Origin of the sequence: Sphingomonas sp. (assembly GCA_019635535.1) — a bacterium.
Taxonomy (GTDB): Bacteria; Pseudomonadota; Alphaproteobacteria; order Sphingomonadales; family Sphingomonadaceae; genus Allosphingosinicella.
Genome location: JAHBZH010000001.1, coordinates 789,294 through 807,573 on the forward strand (window position 1 = coordinate 789,294; position 18,280 = coordinate 807,573).

At 67.5% G+C, this 18,280-nt stretch carries 21 protein-coding genes; 7 read left to right on the forward strand and 14 right to left on the reverse strand.

The window, feature by feature from the left end:
- Positions 1–66: 66 nt before the first annotated feature.
- Genes KF780_04045 through coxB form a run of 10 tightly spaced genes read right to left on the reverse strand, consistent with a single transcriptional unit; the run spans position 67 to position 8,417 of the window.
- Positions 67–933, reverse strand: coding sequence for a class I SAM-dependent methyltransferase (locus KF780_04045; GenBank protein MBX3560966.1), 867 nt, complete (start codon positions 931–933; stop codon positions 67–69).
- The gene (locus KF780_04050; GenBank protein ID MBX3560967.1) at positions 930–2,156 is read right to left on the reverse strand and encodes an insulinase family protein; all 1,227 of its coding nucleotides are present in this window, start codon (positions 2,154–2,156) and stop codon (positions 930–932) included. The genes KF780_04045 and KF780_04050 overlap by 4 nt, the downstream gene beginning before the upstream one ends.
- Before the next feature lie 19 nt (positions 2,157–2,175).
- Positions 2,176–2,796, reverse strand: coding sequence for an SURF1 family protein (locus KF780_04055; GenBank protein ID MBX3560968.1), 621 nt, complete (start codon positions 2,794–2,796; stop codon positions 2,176–2,178).
- The gene (locus KF780_04060) at positions 2,793–3,158 is read right to left on the reverse strand and encodes a DUF983 domain-containing protein (GenBank protein MBX3560969.1); all 366 of its coding nucleotides are present in this window, start codon (positions 3,156–3,158) and stop codon (positions 2,793–2,795) included. Before KF780_04060 ends, KF780_04055 begins: the two co-directional genes overlap by 4 nt.
- Positions 3,159–3,203: 45 nt before the next feature.
- Positions 3,204–4,028, reverse strand: a complete 825-nt coding sequence (locus KF780_04065; protein MBX3560970.1) for a cytochrome c oxidase subunit 3 — start codon at positions 4,026–4,028, stop codon at positions 3,204–3,206.
- Between the two features lie 31 nt (positions 4,029–4,059).
- Positions 4,060–4,611 carry a cytochrome c oxidase assembly protein gene (locus tag KF780_04070; GenBank protein MBX3560971.1) on the reverse strand — a complete coding sequence of 184 codons (552 nt, stop codon included), beginning with the start codon at positions 4,609–4,611 and terminating at the stop codon, positions 4,060–4,062.
- Positions 4,608–4,748 (reverse strand): hypothetical protein, encoded by a 141-nt coding sequence (locus KF780_04075; protein MBX3560972.1) that lies wholly within the window; start codon positions 4,746–4,748, stop codon positions 4,608–4,610. The genes KF780_04070 and KF780_04075 overlap by 4 nt, the downstream gene beginning before the upstream one ends.
- On the reverse strand, positions 4,745–5,650 hold the full coding sequence (locus KF780_04080; protein ID MBX3560973.1) for a heme o synthase: 906 nt from the start codon (positions 5,648–5,650) through the stop codon (positions 4,745–4,747). Before KF780_04080 ends, KF780_04075 begins: the two co-directional genes overlap by 4 nt.
- Before the next feature lie 45 nt (positions 5,651–5,695).
- On the reverse strand, positions 5,696–7,402 hold the full coding sequence (gene ctaD / locus KF780_04085; GenBank protein MBX3560974.1) for a cytochrome c oxidase subunit I: 1,707 nt from the start codon (positions 7,400–7,402) through the stop codon (positions 5,696–5,698).
- A gap of 13 nt (positions 7,403–7,415) precedes the next feature.
- Complete coding sequence (coxB, locus tag KF780_04090; GenBank protein MBX3560975.1) at positions 7,416–8,417, reverse strand: cytochrome c oxidase subunit II; 1,002 nt, start codon at positions 8,415–8,417, stop codon at positions 7,416–7,418.
- 177 nt (positions 8,418–8,594) lie between these two features.
- On the opposite strand from coxB, the gene pyrE reads away from it, so the two are divergent.
- The 5 genes from pyrE (at position 8,595) to KF780_04115 (ending at position 12,531) form a co-directional block, all read left to right on the forward strand.
- Positions 8,595–9,182 (forward strand): orotate phosphoribosyltransferase, encoded by a 588-nt coding sequence (gene pyrE, locus KF780_04095; GenBank protein MBX3560976.1) that lies wholly within the window; start codon positions 8,595–8,597, stop codon positions 9,180–9,182.
- Complete coding sequence (locus KF780_04100; protein MBX3560977.1) at positions 9,179–9,907, forward strand: pyridoxine 5'-phosphate synthase; 729 nt, start codon at positions 9,179–9,181, stop codon at positions 9,905–9,907. Before pyrE ends, KF780_04100 begins: the two co-directional genes overlap by 4 nt.
- A gap of 151 nt (positions 9,908–10,058) precedes the next feature.
- The gene (acpS, locus tag KF780_04105; GenBank protein MBX3560978.1) at positions 10,059–10,472 is read left to right on the forward strand and encodes a holo-ACP synthase; all 414 of its coding nucleotides are present in this window, start codon (positions 10,059–10,061) and stop codon (positions 10,470–10,472) included.
- Positions 10,469–11,422, forward strand: coding sequence for a signal peptidase I (gene lepB, locus KF780_04110; GenBank protein MBX3560979.1), 954 nt, complete (start codon positions 10,469–10,471; stop codon positions 11,420–11,422). Before acpS ends, lepB begins: the two co-directional genes overlap by 4 nt.
- A 101-nt stretch (positions 11,423–11,523) precedes the next feature.
- Positions 11,524–12,531 (forward strand): AI-2E family transporter, encoded by a 1,008-nt coding sequence (locus KF780_04115; protein ID MBX3560980.1) that lies wholly within the window; start codon positions 11,524–11,526, stop codon positions 12,529–12,531.
- Here KF780_04115 and KF780_04120 read toward each other — a convergent pair whose 3' ends face one another.
- The 3 genes from KF780_04120 to KF780_04130 form a co-directional block, all read right to left on the reverse strand.
- Entirely contained in the window at positions 12,532–13,125 is a 594-nt protein-coding gene (locus KF780_04120; protein MBX3560981.1) for an FKBP-type peptidyl-prolyl cis-trans isomerase, read from the reverse strand.
- A gap of 96 nt (positions 13,126–13,221) precedes the next feature.
- The gene (gene rpsU, locus KF780_04125; GenBank protein ID MBX3560982.1) at positions 13,222–13,428 is read right to left on the reverse strand and encodes a 30S ribosomal protein S21; all 207 of its coding nucleotides are present in this window, start codon (positions 13,426–13,428) and stop codon (positions 13,222–13,224) included.
- Between the two features lie 112 nt (positions 13,429–13,540).
- A complete protein-coding gene (locus tag KF780_04130) occupies positions 13,541–14,857 on the reverse strand; it encodes a DEAD/DEAH box helicase (GenBank protein MBX3560983.1) in 1,317 nt (438 codons plus the stop codon).
- Positions 14,858–15,191: 334 nt separating this feature from the next.
- On the opposite strand from KF780_04130, the gene KF780_04135 reads away from it, so the two are divergent.
- On the forward strand, positions 15,192–16,385 hold the full coding sequence (locus tag KF780_04135) for an ImmA/IrrE family metallo-endopeptidase (GenBank protein ID MBX3560984.1): 1,194 nt from the start codon (positions 15,192–15,194) through the stop codon (positions 16,383–16,385).
- Positions 16,382–16,888, forward strand: coding sequence for a DUF4411 family protein (locus KF780_04140; GenBank protein ID MBX3560985.1), 507 nt, complete (start codon positions 16,382–16,384; stop codon positions 16,886–16,888). Before KF780_04135 ends, KF780_04140 begins: the two co-directional genes overlap by 4 nt.
- Before the next feature lie 571 nt (positions 16,889–17,459).
- Here the strand turns inward: KF780_04140 and KF780_04145 are convergent.
- On the reverse strand, positions 17,460–18,275 hold the full coding sequence (locus tag KF780_04145; GenBank protein MBX3560986.1) for an enoyl-CoA hydratase/isomerase family protein: 816 nt from the start codon (positions 18,273–18,275) through the stop codon (positions 17,460–17,462).
- Positions 18,276–18,280: the final 5 nt, after the last annotated feature.

The following is an 18,280-nucleotide window of genomic DNA, read 5'->3' on the forward strand; positions in this document are numbered from 1 at the left end:
TCCAGCCCGGTCTCCGAAACCCACTGGATTGCTTCGTCGTTGCACTCCTCGCAATGACGGTTTGGTTCAGCCTCGCGACCACCGCGCGAAGATCGCCGTCGGCAGCAGCAGCCCGCGCGCTTCCTCGCGCACCGCCATGTCGCCGCATTCGATCCGCCCGCCGAGATGGCCGAGCGCCTGACCCAGCAATTCCCCGATCGCCAGCGCCGACATGCGCACCGCATAGACGGTCAGCACCAGGAACCGGCTGTCGCCGTCGAGCAGCTTCGCGCAATCGGCGATCAGGCCCGGCAGGCCCTCCTCCAGCCGCCACACCTCGCCGTCCGGCCCGCGCCCGAATTTCGGCGGATCGAGGATGATGCCGTCATAGCGCCGGCCGCGCCGCACCTCGCGCGCGGCGAACTTGCCGGCGTCGTCCACCAGCCAGCGGATCGGCCTGTCCGCCATGCCGGACAAAGCCGCATTGGCCTTGCCCTGCTCGACCGACTTCTTCGAGGCGTCGACATGGGTGAGCTTCGCCCCCGCCGCGCTCATCGCCAGCGTGCCGACGCCGGTATAGCCGAACAGGTTGAGCGCCTCCGTGCCTTCGCCCAGCCGCTCGCGCATCCACGCCCATTGCGGCGCCATGTCCGGGAAGAAGGCGAGGTGTCGGAACGGCGTGCACTGGGCGGTGAAGCGCGCCTCCTCCCAGCCCAGCTCCCAGCCCTCGCGCGGCACCGGCTTGCCGAACTGCCAGCGCCCGCCGCCTTCTTCGTCGGAGCCGGGCACGAATTCGCCATGCGCGTCCCAATTCTCGGCCGACGGCGCCCACATCGCCTGCGGCTCGGGTCGGATGAAGCGGTATGCGCCGTAGCGCTCGAGCTTCCGGCCATGGCCCGAATCGACCAGGCCGTAATCGGCCCAGGGCTCGGCGATCAGCGTCGAAAGCTTCATGCCGCCTTGGCGAGCCTGCCGCCCACGCTGGCGACGGCGCGCGGCCCGGCCAGGATGCGCGCGCCCGCCGCGCGCACCTCGTCCAGCGTCACCGCGTCGAGCCGCGCGACGATCTCGGCGGGCTCGATCAGCCGGCCTTCGCGCAGCAGCCGGGTCGCGACATAGCTCGCCTGGCCCCAGCAGCTTTCCAGGCTCATCATCATCCCGGCCTTGGCGAGCGCGCGGGCGCGGGCAAGCTCGGCCGGGGTGATGCCGGCGGCGGTTTCGGCGAGCACGCGCTCCGTCTCGTCATGCGCCCAGTTCAGCTGGCCGCTGGCGCAGGCGAGATAGACCCAGAACAGGCCGCAATCGCTGAAGCTCTGCGCCGCGCCGGACACGGTATAGGCAAGGCCCTGCTGCTCGCGCAGTTCCTGGAACAGGCGTGACGAGGCGCCGGTCCCCGCCACGTCGGCGAAGAGCTGCGCGGCATAGGCGTCGGCATCGTGCCAGGCCGGCGCCGGCATGGCGATGGCGAGATGGGCCTGCGCCCCCTTGCGCCGCGCCGTACGGCGGCCGCCGCAGAAGCGCCCCGGCTCGATCGCGCCGCCCGGGCGCGGCCGCATGTCGCCGAACGCCGCCTCGGCGAGATCGACCAGCCGGTCGTGCGCCAGCTTGCCGGCGGCGACCAGGACCAGCCGGTTCGGCGCATAATGTTCGGCCAGCCAGTTGTGGAGATCGTCCACGGTCACGTCGCCCACGCTCGCCTCCGCGCCCAGCACCGGGCGGCCCATCGCCTGGTCGGGGAAGGCGGCGTCCTGGAGCTGGTCGAACACGAAATCGCCGCCAATGTCGCGCGCTTCCCACAATTCCTGCAGCACGACCTGCTTTTCCAGCTCGAGATGCTTGGGCTCGAAATGCGGGCGGCGGACCAGATCGGCGATCAGCGACACGCCGAGCGGCAGGTCCGGGGCGAGCAGGCTGGCATAGAAAGCGGTCAGCTCGCGATCGGTCGAGGCATTGAGATCGCCGCCGACATCTTCCACGGCCTCGCTGATCTCGCGCGCCGAACGGCCGCCCGCGCCTTTGAACACCATATGCTCGAACAGATGCGCGAGTCCGTTCAGCCGCGCCGGCTCGTGGCGCGATCCGGTCTCCGCATAAAGGCCGACGGCGACCGTCTCGACGCTGCGCATTTCGCGGCTGGCGACGCGCAGGCCGTTGGCGAGCGTGGTGAGCTTCATCATGGCGCGCGCATGTAGGCGCTCATGGCTCCGGCGGCAACTTCGGCGCCCGGCGGCGCAGCGCCAGCGCGTAGATGACGACCGCGACGAAGGCGAAGAAGAACCATTGAAAGGCATAGGCCAGATGGTTGTTCGGGATGTCCTCGATATTGGCCGGCGCGCCGGGGTGGAGCGGGGCGCGCGAGGCGGCGGCGGTCAGCGTGATCGGACGCCCCGGCTCGACGGGCCCCAGCCGCCCCGCGACGATGCCGTCCAGCGTCACCCGCCGGGCCTGGTCGGGCAGGGGGGTCCAGCCGGCATTGACGACGATCCGCCCCGCCAGTCCGTCCGCGCCGGGGCGGCACGGGACGAGATGGGCATAGCCGCCCTGGCCCGCGTCGCTCCGCCCGCCGCGCAGCTCCGGCTCGGCGTCGCGCACCTGACAGGTGACGAGCACGCGGCGGAAGGCGAGCGGCGGCATGTCGTTCTCGCTGCCCGCCAGCAACGGATCGAGATCGAGCGCGGGCAGGCTCGCGGCCATCGCATATTCGGCGAGCAGCCGGTCCTTCCACGCCGCGCGCTGGAGCTGCCAGAAGCCCAGCGCGATCATCGTCGCGACGGCGGCGGCGACGATCAGGGTGGGAAGGAAGGGCAGGCGTCTCATTCCCGCTCCTTCAGCCGCCCCTCGCGCGCCCGGTTGCGATATTCCAGAACGAGCAGCAGCGCCTTGCCGAGCCGCAGCAGGCCGATGGTCAGTGCGGCGGTCAGCGGCAGCCAGAGCAGGGCATGCACCCACCAGGGCGGCGCGAAGGCCAGCTCGGTGGTGACGGCGAGCGCGGTCACCAATCCGCCGACGATGAAGATCAGGAAGGCCGCCGGCCCGTCCCCGACATTGAAGCCGTCATAGTCGAGCCCGCAGGCGCGGCAGCGCGGCGCGAAGGTGACGAATCCGGCGAACATCGTCTTCGCGCCGCAGCGCGGACAAAGGCCGCGCAGGGCGCAGATGGCGGTCGCCGGCTCGGTCATCGAACCATCATCCTTTCGGCGGCACGGGCCGCCGAGCGGCGCATCCTAGTGCACCGGCGCGCCCCAACCGCCCCAGAGATAGATGCACAGGAACAGGAACAGCCAGACCACGTCGACGAAGTGCCAGTACCAGGCCGCCGCCTCGAAACCGAAATGCTGCTTCGGCGTGAAGTGGCCTTTGTAGGAGCGGGCGAGGCAGACGATCAGGAAGATCGTGCCGACGATGACGTGGAAGCCGTGAAAGCCCGTCGCCATCATGAAGGCGGAGCCGTAGATGTTCGCCTCCGGCCCGGTGAAGCCGAACGGGGCATGAGCATATTCATAGGCCTGGATGCCGGTGAACAGGAGGCCGAGGCCGATCGTCGCCCACAGGCCGGCGATCAGCCCCTTGCGGTCGCCGTTGATCAGCGCGTGGTGCGCCCAGGTCACGGTGGTGCCGGAGCAGAGCAGGATCATGGTGTTGAGCAGCGGCCAGCCCCACGGATCGAGCACGTGCAGCCCTTCGGGCGGCCAGACGCCGCCGACGGCGTCCACCGTGGACGGGAAGAGCGAGGCGTTGAACCAGGCCCAGAACCAGGCGACGAAGAACATCACTTCCGAAGCGATGAACAGGATCATGCCGTAGCGCAGGTGGAGCTGCACGATCGGCGTGTGATCGCCGCCATGCGCTTCCTTGACCACGTCCGCCCACCAGGAGAACATCGTGAAGACCACGCCGATCAGGCCGGCGATGGCGACATAGGTGCCGGGCGCGTAATCGTGCATCCACATCACGCCGCCGCCGGTGAGCGCGAGCGCGGAGAACGCGCCGATCAGCGGCCAGATGCTCGGCGCCAGGATGTGATATTGGTGGTTCTTCGCTCCGGCCATGGTCGGTTCCGTCCCTGTTTTCGCTTTTGCTCTAGCTGCCGCTTTGCGGCTGGTCCACTGGGTAAAAGGTGTAGGAAAGCGTGATCTCGCTGATGTCGCGCGCGCTCGGATCGTTCAGGATCGCGGGATCGACATAGAAGACGACCGGCATGCGCATCTCCTGGCCCGGCTCCAGCCGCTGCTCGGTGAAGCAGAAGCACTGGACCTTGGCGAAATGCTGCCCGGCCTGGCTCGGCGTCACGTTGAAGGTGGCGGTGCCGACGAGCGGCCGGTCGGAGACGTTGCGCGCGGTGTAGAGCGCGATGTTGCGCGCCCCGATCGCGACCTGGCGGTGGGTGTCGACCGGGCGGAATTCCCAGCCCAGAGCGGGCGAGACATTGGCGTCGAAGCGCACCGAGATCAGCCGGCCGACCGCGCCCGGCGCCTCGGTGCCGACCCGCATCTGCGTCGTGCCGCCGAAGCCGGTCACCTGGCAGAAGAGCTGGTAGAGCGGCACGCTCGCATAAGCGAGGCCGACCATGGCGGCGACGACCAGCGCGAAGATGGCGGCGGTGCGGCGGTTCCGGGCGGCGAGGCTCGTCATCCGCCGTGCACCGCCATTTTCGCGATCGTTATGAAATAGATCAAAGCGACGAAGGCGAAGAGGCCGATCGCCATGATCAGCGCGCGGGCGCGCTGGCGGCGGCGGATTTCCTGCTGCACCGGTTCCTTCCCGCTCATGCGATCAACCAGCGATCGAGGACGAGCGCGCCGAACAGCACGAAGAGATAGAGGATCGAGAATGCGAAGAGCCGTTTCTCCGGCCTCATCCCGGCCGGCTCGGTCGCGCGGTTGGCGGCGACCCGGGCGGCGAGAGCGAAAAAGGCGAGGCTCAGCGCGCTGGCGGTGATGCCGTAGAGCGCGCCGGCGAGGCCGAGCGGCCAGGGCGCGATCGCCGCGGCCATCATCGGCAGCGTGTAGAGCAGGATCTGCAGCCGCGTCGCGCGCGCGCCGGCGACGACGGGCAGCATCGGCACGCCGGCCTTGGCGTAATCGGAGCGGACGAACAGCGACAGCGCCCAGAAATGGGGTGGGGTCCACAGGAAGATGATCGCGAACAGCAGGGCCGGCAACAGCGCCGTGTCGCCGGTCGCCGCCGCCCAGCCGATCAGCGGCGGGAAGGCGCCGGCCGCGCCGCCGATCACGATATTCTGCGGCGTGCGGCGCTTCAGCCAGATTGTGTAGACCAGCACGTAGAACAGGATCGATGCGGTGAGGATCGCGGCGGCGAACCAGTTGGTCGCCACCCCCATCAGCACGACCGAGAAGACGGCCAGGCCCACGCCGAAATGCAGCGCCGACTGGCGGTCCATCCGCCCGGCCGGGAGCGGCCGGCCGGCGGTGCGCTTCATCGCCGCGTCGAGATCGGCCTCATACCATTGGTTGAGCGCGCCGGCCGCGCCAGCGCCGAGCGCGATGCACAACACGGCGGTGAAACCGAGCACCGGGTGGATCGCGACCGGGGCGACCAGCAAGCCGCACAGCCCGGTGAAGACGACGAGCGACATCACCCGGGGCTTGGTGAGCGCCAGGAAGTCCCGCCATTCCGCGGGCATCGGATAGGTGATGGTCTGCGTCGTCATGTTCCGGTTGGCGGCGGCGGGCCGGCGGGGCCCGCCGCGCGGTCGTCAATGATGCTTGCCGTCCTCGATCACCGGCAGCGTCTCGAACTGGTGGAAGGGCGGCGGGCTGGACAGGGTCCATTCCAGCGTCGTCGCGCCCTCGCCCCACGGATTGTCCGGGCACTTCTTGCCGGCGAACAGCGACCAGAGGACATTGATGAAGAAGAACACCATCCCCGCCAGCATGATCAGGTAGCCGAGCGAGGCGATGTGGTTCCAATAGGCATAGGCATCGGCGAAGTCCGGCACGCGGCGCTGGAAACCATCCAGGCCGAGGAAGTGCATCGGGAAGAACAGCACGTTCACGCCGATGAAGAAGGTCCAGAAATGGAGCTGGCCGAGCAGCTCGTTATACTGGCGCCCCCACATCTTCCCGAACCAGTAATACCAGCCCGCGAACAGCGAGAAAACCGCGCCCAGCGACAGCACGTAGTGGAAATGCGCGACCACATAATAGGTGTCGTGCATCACCGTATCGATGCCGCCATTGGCCAGCACGACGCCGGTGACGCCGCCCACGGTGAACATGAAGATGAAGCCCAGCGCCCACAGCATCGGCGTCTCGAAGGTCATCGATCCGCCCCACATGGTGGCGATCCACGAGAAGATCTTGATGCCGGTCGGGACCGCGATCACCATCGTCGCGGCGGTGAAGTACATCTTCGTGTTCACGTCCATGCCGACGGTGAACATGTGGTGGGCCCACACGACGAAGCCGATCACGCCGATCGCGACCATGGCATAGGCCATGCCGAGATAGCCGAAGACCGGCTTGCGGCTGAACGTGGCGACGATCTGGCTGACCATGCCGAAGCCCGGCAGGATCATGATGTACACCTCGGGATGGCCGAAGAACCAGAACAGGTGCTGGTAGAGGACCGGATCGCCGCCGCCGGCCGCGTCGAAGAAGTGCGTGCCGAAATTGCGGTCGGTGAGCAGCATGGTGATCGCGCCGGCCAGCACCGGGAGCGCGAGCAGCAGCAGGAAGGCCGTCACCAGCACCGACCAGACGAACAGCGGCATCCGGTGCAGGGTCATGCCCGGCGCGCGCATGTTGAAGATGGTGGTGATGAAGTTGATCGCGCCAAGGATCGAGCTGGCGCCGGCGAGATGGAGCGAGAAGATCGCCATGTCCACCGACGGGCCGACCGAGCCGGAGGTCGAGAGCGGCGCATAGACGGTCCAGCCGACGCCCGCGCCGAGCCCGGTGCCGCCCGGCACGAAGGCGCTGCCCAAGAGCAGGATGAAGGCGGGGGGCAGCAGCCAGAACGAGATGTTGTTCATCCGCGGGAAGGCCATGTCCGGCGCGCCGATCATCAGCGGCACGAACCAGTTGCCGAAGCCGCCGATCATCGCCGGCATGACCATGAAGAAGACCATGATCAGGCCGTGCGCGGAGATGAGCACGTTCCACATGTGGAGACCTTCGTCGAAGGTCGCCTCGGTGCCGCCGGTCAGGCCGTTGACGATCGTCGCCCAGCCCTGGAGATACTGGACGCCCGGCTCGGCGAGCTCGAGCCGCATCAGGCCCGAAATGCCGCCGCCGATGATGCCGGCGATGATCGCGAAGATCAGGTAGAGCGTGCCGATATCCTTGTGGTTCGTGGACATGAACCAGCGGGCGAAGAAACCCGGCTTGTGATCGGCGTCGTGATGCGCCCCGTGGCCGTGATCGGCCTCGAAATGGGCGGCGTTCGCGGTGGTGTCGGTCATGTGTCTCGCCGCCTCAGTTCGCAGGGATGGCTTGGTTGGTGTCGGCCGCCGGCGCCGCTTCGGCGACGGCGTTGTCGTTGGCTGCTGCCGGTGCCGCCTCGGCGCTCGCGGCCTCGGCGCTCGCCGCACCCGGCATCGTGCCGCCGCGCGCGGCGACCCACTGGGCGAAGCGCTCGCGGCTGACCACCTCGACGGCGATCGGCATGTAGCCGTGGCGCGCGCCGCACAGCTCGTAGCAGACGCCGTAATAGACGCCCTCGCGATCGGTGCGGAACCAGGTTTCGTTCAGCCGGCCCGGCACGGCGTCGATCTTCACCCAGAAGGCGGGAACGCCCCAGGCGTGGATGACGTCGTTGGAGGTGACGATCACCTTCACGGTGGCGCCGACGGGGACGACCATGCGCTCGTCCACCGCGAGCTGGCGCGGCTCGCCATTGGCGATCGCCTCCTCGTCGGGCAGCATGTTGGACACGAGCTCGATGCCGTGGTCGGGATATTCGTAGGTCCAATACCACTGGTTGCCGATCGCCTTCACCGTGATGTCGGCGGCGGGCGGCGAATATTGATTGGCGAGCAGCCGGATCGACGGCACCGCGATCACGACCAGGATCAGCACCGGCACCAGCGTCCAGATCACCTCCAGCGCGGTATTGTGGGTGTTGCGCGACGGGGTCGGATTGGCGGCGCGGCGGTAGCGGACGATCACCCAGCCGAGCAGCGCCAGCACGAACAGCGAGATGACGGTGATCACCGGCAACAGGATGATGTCGTGGAACCAGACGGCTTCCTCGCCGATCGGCGTCACCATGTCCTGCAGGCCGTAGCGACCGTCGGGCTGGCCGATGCCGGGCGTCGGCGCGAGCGCTTCCGGCGCGGCGGGCGCCTCGGTGGCGGTCTCGTTCGCCGTCGCGGCGGCGTCCGCTGGCGCCGCGACGGGCGCGGGTGCGGCCGCGATCGCGGCGGGCGCCAGGCCGAACGCGGCGGCAATGGCGACGAGCTTGAATAGAGTCTTCATCTAAACCCCTGTTGCAGCCGTCGGGGTGGCTGGAATCATCCGCCGACGGGCCCGACGCGGCGCCTTATAGGCAGCACGTCCTCTTGTCTCAAGCATGTTGCGCGCGCGAAGGCCAATGCTTGAAGCGAAGGGCGCCGGCACCTATCAATCCGGCGTGACGCCCGATCAGGAAAGCCGATGACAGAAGACGAGATTCTCGCCGAATTCCGCGCCGCGGGCGCGCTGCTGGAGGGGCATTTCATCCTGTCCTCCGGTCTGCACAGCCCGCGTTACCTGCAATGCGCGCGCGTGCTGATGGACCCGGTTCGCGCCTCGCGCATGGCCGGCGCGCTCGCCGCATCGATCCCGCGCGAGCTGAGATCGCAGATCGAGATCGTCGTCTCGCCGGCCATGGGCGGCGTCGTCATCGGCCATGAAATGGGCCGGGCGCTGGGCGTCGAGGCGCTCTTCGTCGAGCGGCCGACCGGCACGTTCGAATTGCGCCGGGGCTTCGCGCTGAAGCCGGGGCAGAAGGTGCTGCTGGTCGAGGATGTCGTCACCACCGGCCTGTCCTCGCGCGAGGCGATGAAGGCGGTGGCCGAGGCGGGCGGGGAGGTCATCGCCGCCGCGTCGCTGGTCGATCGCTCCGCCGGCGTGGCCGACATGGGCGTGCCTTTCTATCCGCTCGTCTCGCTCAACGTGCCCAGCTATCCGGCCGACGATCTGCCTGCCGAGCTGGCCGCGCTGCCGGCCGAAAAGCCCGGGAGCCGCAAGGCGGCCGCGTGACGTCCCATCTCCGCCTCGGGGTCAATATCGACCATGTCGCGACCATCCGGAACGCGCGCGGCGGGCTCTATCCCGATCCGATTCGCGCCGCCTTGGTCGCGCAGGAGGCGGGCGCCGACGGCATCACCGCGCATCTGCGCGAGGATCGTCGTCACATCATCGACGAGGATATCGCCGGCCTGATCGGCGCGATCGCGCTGCCGCTGAACATGGAGATGGCGGCGACCGAGGAGATGGTGGCGCTGGCGCTCAGGCACCGCCCGCACGCCGCCTGCATCGTGCCCGAGCGGCGCGAGGAGGTGACGACGGAAGGCGGGCTCGACGCCGCCGGCCAGCACAATCACCTGAAGCCGCTCATCGCCCGGCTCGGCGAGGCCGGCATCCGCGTCTCCCTCTTCATCGAGCCCGATCCGCGCCAGATCGAGGCGGCGATGCATCTGGGCGCACCGGTCGTCGAATTCCACACCGGCCGCTACGCCCATGCCGAGGGCGAGGCCCGGGCCGCCGAGCTCCGCCGCCTCGCCGATGCCGCCGCGCTCGCCGCCAAGAACGGCATCGAGCCCCATGCCGGCCACGGCCTCACCTACGACAATGTCCAGCCCGTCGCCGCCATCCCGCAGCTCGCCGAGCTCAATATCGGCCATTTCCTGATCGGCGAGGCGATCTTCATTGGCCTCGACGCCAGCGTCCGGCGGATGCGCGCCCTGATGGACGAGGCGCGGTGATTGCCCCTCTCCCATTTCGGGAGAGGGAGGGGCCCGCCCGCGCAGCGGGTGGGAGGGTGAGGGCTTGTCTTGCCCGATATGCCCTCACCCTTCCGCGCCTGCGGCGCTCCCTCCCTCTCCCGAAATGGGAGAGGGAAAGTGGTGTCATCTCATGATCATCGGCCTCGGCTCCGACCTGTGCAATATCGACCGGATTCGGAACTCGCTGGATCGGTTCGGCGATCGCTTTCTCAACCGCGTCTTCACCGACAGGGAGCGTGCCCGCGCCGAAACCCGCCCGTTCACCCGTGCCGGCACCTATGCCAAGCGCTTCGCCGCAAAGGAGGCGTTCTCCAAGGCGGTCGGCACCGGCTTCAGGCGCGGCGTCTACATGAAGGATATCGGCGTCGTGAACCTGCCGTCCGGCGCCCCCACTTTGGCTTTGACCGGCGGCGCGAAGGAGAGGCTTGACGCGATGACGCCGCCGGGCCACGCCGTCCACGTTCACCTGACGATGACCGACGATCATCCCTTCGCGATGGCCGTGGTCGTCATCGAAGCCTTGCCCGAGGAGCCCCTTACGTGACCGACAACGACCGCGCGGACGCGGCCGAAACCAGCAACGAGGCACGCGGCGACGTCGTCGCGCCGCCGGTCGCGCTCGACACGCCCCCCCCGGGAACCGAGGCGAAGAAGAAGGGCACCGACTGGTGGGGCGAGGTGAAGGCGATCTTCTGGCTGCTTCTCGCCGTGCTCGGCTTTCACTCCTTCATCGCCAAGCCCTTCTACATTCCCTCGGAATCGATGATGCCGGGCCTCTTGGTCGGCGATCGGCTGGTGGTCAGCAAATATCCCTATGGCTGGTCCTGGGTGTCGCCCAGCTTTCATGTCTTCCCGCGCACGGAGGGCCGGATCTGGGGCCGGATGCCCGAGCGGGGCGACATCGTCATCGCCACGCCGCCGGGCGAGAATGCCGATTATATCAAACGCGTCATCGGCCTGCCGGGCGATGCGATCGAGATGATCGACGGCCAGCTCTACATCAACGACGAGCCGGTCCGGCGCGAGCGGCGCGAGCCGGTGATGCTGCCGATCGACGACAATCTGCCCTGCCAGCCGGACGCATTCGGCGATTTCCGCGTGACCGGGCCGGACGGCCGGGCCTATTGCCGTCTGCCGATCGTGCGCGAATATCTTCCCAGCGGTCGCCATTATGATACGATCGACCTGGGCTACTCGCCGCAGGGGGACGATTATCCGCGCACCGTCATTCCGCCGAACCATGTCTTCCTGATGGGCGACAATCGGGATCACAGCGCCGACAGCCGCTTCGCTGCCGGTCTGCCGGAGCGGGGGCTGGGCGGCCCCGTGCCGTGGGAGAATATCGGCGGGCGCGCCGAATTCATCACCTTCAGCCTCGACGGCAGCTCCAGCTACGTCAATCCGATCAGCTGGTTCGCGGCCTTGCGTTCCGGCCGGGCCGGCACCTCGCTGCGCCCCGCCGAAGGCCCGCCGCCGCAAGGCACCGCCCGGTGAGCAGAAGGACGACCCAGGCCGATACGCAGCGCCCGGGGCCGTCGGAATTCCGCGATCCCGTGATCCGCGAGGAGATCAAGCGCGCCGGCGTCTGGTTCGCGATGGGCCTCGCCGTGCTGGCGATCATCTTCCTCGCCCAGCCCTTGCTGCTGATCTTCGGCGGCATCGTCTTCGCCGCGATCCTCGACGGCGGCACGCGCCTGCTCGGCCGGGTGCTGCCGATCGGCCGGGGCTGGCGGCTGCTGATCGTATCGCTCGCCGCGGTCGCCGGCATCGTCGGCACGATCTGGCTGGCCGGCGTCCAGCTCACTGCCCAGTTCGCGGTCTTCCAGGAAACCCTGACGCTGCAGGTCAACCGGCTGCTGGCGCTCGCCGGCGCCTACGGGCTCGGCGTCGACATGGTCGATCCGGCCCAGGTGGCGGAGCAGGTGATGGGTTCGCTCGGCCAGCTCACCTCGGCGGTCAGCACCGCCTTCGGCGCGGTCGCCAACATGGTGATGATCGTCGTCATCGGCCTGTTCATCGCGATCGAGCCGCGCCTCTACGAGCGCGGCGTCGCCTGGATGCTGCCCAGCGCCAATCGCGAGCGCTTCTATCGCACGTCGGACCGGATGGGCTTCACGATGCGCCGGCTGATGGCGGGCCGGCTGCTCGGCATGGCGGTGGAGGGCGTCGGCACCTGGCTGCTGCTGCTCGCCGGCGGGGTGCCGATGGCGGCTCTGCTCGGCCTCTTGACCGGCCTGCTCGCCTTCCTGCCCAATATCGGCGCGATCATCTCGGGCTTCCTGATCATCCTGATCGGCTTTTCGGTGAATGTGGAGACCGGCCTGTGGGCGGTGGCGGTCTATGTGATCGTCCAGGTCGTCGATGGTTATCTGATCGTGCCCTATGTCGCGAAGAAGACGGTCGATCTCGCCCCCGCTCTGGTGCTGGGCGCGCAGCTCATCTTCGGCGCCCTGTTCGGCATTCTCGGCCTCGCGCTCGCCGATCCGATCGTCGCGATGATCAAGGCCGCGCTGGAGCAGAAGTCGGAGGACGACAATCCGCAAGCGGCGAAGGACAAGCCCAAGCCCGTCCCCGGCCGGCGACGAGCCCCTGCCAGCGGCTGATTACTGGCCCGGCGGTACCGGCGGCGCCATCTCGGCGCCCGGGGGCAGGCCGCCATGGGGATCGCCGCCATGCGGGTCGGCGCCCGTCGGGCCCATGCCGCCCATCAGCGATTGCATCGCGGCCAGCCCCGGCGCGACGTCGACGACCTGCACGTCGAAGCTCAGCACCTCGTCGGGATCGAGCCCCGCGCCCTCGGGCAATTCGCCCTGGAAGGCGAGGCGCGGCGGCAGCCAGAAGCGGTAGCGCGCGCCCTTGCGCATCAGCTTGAGGCCCTGGCCGATTCCGGGGAAGAAGCTGTTGTCCGGCGCGGTGGTGACCGGCTCGCGGCCCATGCTCGTGGCGAAGACCGAGCCGTCGGCGCGCCGCGCAACGAAGTGGAAGAGGACGAGATCGGCCGAGGTGATCGTCGCGCCTTCGCCATCCTCCAGGATCTGGTACCGGACGCCGTTCTCGGCGGTGTGCCGCTGCAGCGGGCCGGTGCCCAGCCAGGCCAATGCCGCGCCGCCGGCGACGAGCAGGAGAATCGCGATCCACAATTTCAGGATCGCGCCCTTGGGCAGGGGAAGGATCGGAACGGCGGTGACTGCGGACATCGGCTTCCCCCGGATCAGGCTGGCCCAAACGAAAACGGGCGGCGATGGGTCTATCGCCGCCCGGTCTTTCTGCCAAGCCGTGAAGCTTGGAAGCTTCTACCGCGTGCCGTCGCGCTCGGCGCGCTTGCGCTCCAGCTTGCGGGCGCGGCGGATCGCGGCGGCGCGCTCGCGGGCGCGCTTCTCGCTCGGCTTCTCGTAATGGCGGCGCAGCTTCATCTCGCGATAGACGCCCTCGCGCTGCAGCTTCTTCTTGAGCGCCCGCAGCGCCTGGTCGACATTGTTATCGCGAACGATGATTTGCATAAATGCTCGCCACTCTTTCCCTAAAAGCCGTTCGAATCGCGTGAAAAAAGAATCGCCGGAGGCACTGCCCCTCGGCGCAGGGGGTGCCCCCTAACAGAGCGCCCCCGCATAATCAACCTCTCGCGGCGCGGCGCTTGCCGCCCGCCGGCTTCACCGATTTGGCATAGCGGCCGCGCTGGTGATGCGCCCGGCCGCCGCGCGGGCGTTCGTCGTGGCGCGGGGCCACCCGGTCCTCGAAGGCCGGCCGCGTCGTCCGGCTCGCCTTGATCCGCTCCGCCTCGGCCAGGAAGCCCGCCGGCAGCGGCTCGACGGTGACGCGCTGCCGGGTCAGCTTCTCGATGTCGCGCAGATAGGCCTTCTCGTCGTCCGCGCAGAAGGCGATGGCGACGCCGGCCGCGCCGGCCCGCGCCGTCCGCCCGATCCGGTGGACATATTGCTCGGCGACGTTGGGCAGCTCGAAATTGATGACGTGGGAGACGCCCGACACGTCGATGCCGCGCGCCGCGATGTCGGTCGCGACCAGGATGCGCGTCCTGCCCGCCTTGAATTCGGCCAGCGCGCGCTCGCGCTGCGGCTGGCTCTTGTTGCCGTGGATCGCGTTGGCCGCGATGCCGTTGCCGGCGAGCAGCTTCACGACCCGGTCGGCGCCATGCTTGGTGCGGGTGAAGACCAGCACGCGGTCCATGTTGCCGCGTTCGGAAAAGCCCCAGCGCAGCATCATGGTGAGCAGCGCCTGCTTCTCCGCCTGCTGGCAGAAGGTGACATATTGCGCGACCCGCTCGGCGGTCGTCGCCTGCGGCGCCACCGACACCTGCGCCGGATCGGTCAGGAAGCGGTCGGCCAGCTCCAGAATCGCCTTCGGCATGGTCGCCGAGAAGAACAGGGTCTGGCGGCGCTGGGGCAGCATCTTCACGATCTGCTTGAGCGCGTGGATGAAGCCCAGGTCGAGCATCTGGTCGGCCTCGTCGAGGACGAGGATCTCGACCTCGCGCAAGGTCAGCGCGCCCTGCTCGACCAGGTCGATCAGGCGGCCGGGCGTGGCGACCAGCACATCGACGCCGCGCGCCACGTCCTGCCGGTTCTTGCCGAGCGAGGTGCCGCCGAACACGGTGGCGACGCGCATGCCGGCGAACTGGCCATAGGCCCGCGCGCTGTCGGCGATCTGCCCGGCCAGCTCGCGCGTCGGCGCGAGGACGAGCATCCGGCAGGCGCGCTGCGACGCGCGGCGGTTGCCCGCCGCCAGCCGGTCGATCGACGGCAGCATGAACGCCGCCGTCTTGCCGGTGCCGGTCTGCGCGATGCCGAGCAGGTCGCGGCCGGTCAAAACGGTCGGAATGGCCTGCATCTGGATCGGCGTCGCCTGGTCATAGCCCTTGAAGGCGAGCGCCTGGAGAACGGGCTGCGACAGCCCGAGAGTCTGGAAAGACATTTTAATCCTATACTACTTTATATGCAGCGATCCCACGCAGCCGAAACGGCGCGCGGGATGCGCAGCGGGTGCCTGAACGACCCGCGTGAAAAGGGAAGCTCTCAAAATAACCGAGGCGGAGCCGGCTCCCGATCAAATCCGGAGCAGATCACGCTGCATGACGCCTCGCTGGGCGCTCATATGCATGCTGCGGTGCAAAAAGTCAATGTGGGGGGCGTTTGTCCCGCTGACGCACGGGAGGATTGCGGCACGGTGTGTCCCTTGGGACTCAGAGGTAGACAAATCGTCAGAGGCCCCAATTTCGCCCTTCAAACGTTTAATATAGGGTGCCGCCATGAACGCAGAAGTCGCCCCCAAGCTGCCTTACAATGGCGCGATGATGCGCTGGGCGCGTAAGTGGCGGGGTCGGACCATTGCAGAGGCCGCCCATAAGGTCGGCGTTCCAATCGAGAAGATTGAGGCTTGGGAAGCGGGCGAGGATATCCCAAGCGTTCCCAAAGCACGAAAGCTGGCGGACTTCTACGGGCGGGCCTTTCTCGAATTCTTCTATGACCACGAGCCGGAAATAAAAGAGTCCGGCCTAGTGCCGGACTATCGGATTCATAGGGGTGCATCGGACCCTCGCGCTAACCGCGAGATTCTGGAAATTCAGCATTGGGCCGAAATGCAGCGGATCAATGCGCTTGATCTCTACGAGGACGTGGAAGAGCCCCCGCCATCGTTTCCGAAAGCTCTTCACGCATCGCTGGAAGACAGCGTTGAGGAATACGCTGAGCAGGCGCGCGCCGCGCTTTCCTTCTCGTTCGCGGCACAGCGGCAGATGACCTACCGGGAACGGCAAGACCTTCCCAACGTGCTCCGCGCGAAGATGGAAGATGTGGGCGTCCTAGTGCTTCGTGAGAACGCGCTTTCCAAGTTCGGCGTGAGCGGAATGACCATTGTGCAGTTCCCACTGCCGATCATCGTTTATGCAGCCGAAGCGCCCGCAAGAAGTGCTTTCACTCTTATGCACGAGTTCGGGCACATCGTGCTCCGCGAGAGCGCGATCAGCGGGCCGCAACGGGTGCAGGGCGGCGTCACGCATGAAAGGCGCGTGGAGCGATGGTGCGACAAGTTTGCAGCCGCGTTTCTCATCCCGAAGTCGGCGCTGGAAGACTTGCGCGGGCCGCCTCCAGCAAAGCCCGTGAAGGCAATAGATGACACAGCGCTCGCGGCCATTGCGAAGCATTTCAAAGTCAGTCAGCACGCCTTGCTCATTCGCCTTGTGGACCTCGAATATATCGAGGCGGAATACTATTGGGGTGTCAAACGTCCCCAGTTCCTAGCCGAAGAGGCGAAGTGGAAGAGCAGGGGCATTCCGCGCATCTGGGCGTCCCGCATATGGAATCAGCTTGGGAACCTTTACACCGGTCTGGTCCTAGAAGCGCTTGGGACGGGCAAGATCCAACCTCATCAAGCCCAGACCCTGTTTGGTGTCAGTAATCCCACGCACCTCACAACGATCAGGCAGGAGTTCGGCGGGGCTTGAAGGTTTACTGCCTCGATACGGCGGGCCTCAGCACCCCGCATATGCAGCTGCCAGAGGACGTGCCGCTGTTCCGCCCGATATGGGATTGCGTCATTCGCACCATCGAAAGCGGAAAGATCGGCGTCACCGCCGAAATCTACAAGGAGATGTGCCACCTCACGGGTGACGTGGGCGATTGCATTCGCGCGTCTAAGGATCGGCTTTTGATGGAGGTCGATGACCCCACTTGGGACGGCGCCGGTTACATCGCCCAATTCAACCGAATGAGGCAGGCTCACGCGGAATGGATTGCCGACTACACCATGAAGAGTCCCGCCAAGACGATCAGTCTGAAGGACCTAACTGCGGTGGCACTGGCGAAGAGTCTGAATCTGCCCCTCGTCAGCAGCGAGTCGAGTGCGCGCGACTCTCCTAAGCACAAGCGCATACCGGATATTTGCGCTCTGGAAAGCGTAGTCCCATATAGCTTCAACGAGTTCCTGCGGCTCGAAGGTGGCGGATGATGACTTTGACTCTTGCTGAAGCCTAGGCGTCGGACCTGCCGATCGGCCCGAGTTCGATCGCTGGATGGGGCGCCTCATCAAAGCGCCCCAACTAGGAGATCGAACATCTCGTTCTCCCGCTGGCGATGGTTCTGGCGGAAAGTGAACGCCGACAGATAGCGACCCATGCGCTTCGCTGAAATGCGACTGCGCGTCGAGCGTTTGCCTAAACCGCCAACGCCATGATCCCCGGTCCGATGCTCCGCCACCAGTCGCTGTCGATCAGGAAGGACGTCGCGGCATGGATCGGGACGAGCAGGGCGATCACCCACCAGGTCGCCGGATGGATTTGCCCCGGCACGCGCCGACCGCTTTCAATGTAGGAAATCCTCTGTCACGCTTGCCCCGGATCGGGGTCGAACCCCGGCTCGCCGGCTCTTTGAAACGCCCCGCCCGATGTCCTTCATTGCCGCCCGGCGCCCCCGCCAAAACACCCCCGACCCTGTCAACTTTGTCAACTTAACCGAGACAAGCGCGCGCCGGCGAACCCGTCGTTCTTGGACTAACTTTTGACTAACTTTTGGACCGCCGCTCAATCGTCCAGCGGCCCGAAGCTCGGCTCGGTCTTGCCCAGCCGGGCGCGGATCGCTTCGCCCAGGTCGGCGCTGACGAGCGTGCCGGCATTCCAGGTGGCGACGTCGCGCAGCCCTTCCTCGATCGGCCGCCCCCGGCTGTAATTGAGGCTGCGCTTGGCGCCGGCGACGGCGAGCGGGGATTTGGCCGCGATCGTCCGCGCCAGCTCCAGCCCCGCCGCCAGCGCGCCCGCCGCATCCGCCTCGATCCGGTTGACCAGCCCGTAACGCGCCGCCTCCTCCGCGCCCATCCGCCGGCCGGTATAGGTGAGCTCGCGCACCACGCCCTGCGGGATCAGGTGGGAGAGACGCTGGAGCGTGCCGAGATCGGCGGTGATCGCCACATCGACCTCGGCGACCTGGAAGAAGGCGTCGGCGCTGGCGACGCGCAGGTCGCATGCCGACGCAAGGTCCACGCCCGCGCCGATGCAGCCGCCCTGGATCGCCGCCACCACCGGCGCCCGCGCCGCTTCCACCACGCCGAACGCATCCTGGAGCCATTCGATATGGCGCAGACGCGCTTCCGCCGCCCGGCCCGGATCGCTGCTCGGCGGGAATTGGCGGGAGGCATAGTCGAGGTCGAGCCCGGCGGTGAAATGCCTGCCCCGCCCGGAGAGCAGGATCGCCCGCACCGAGGGATCGCGCCCCAATGTCCGGAACGCCTCGCCGATCGCGGCGAACATCTCGCCGTCCATCGCGTTGAACTTCTCGGCCCGGTCCAGCGCGACATGGGCCACGCCGCCGTCCATCTCGATCGCGATCCGCTCGCTTCCCATGCCTC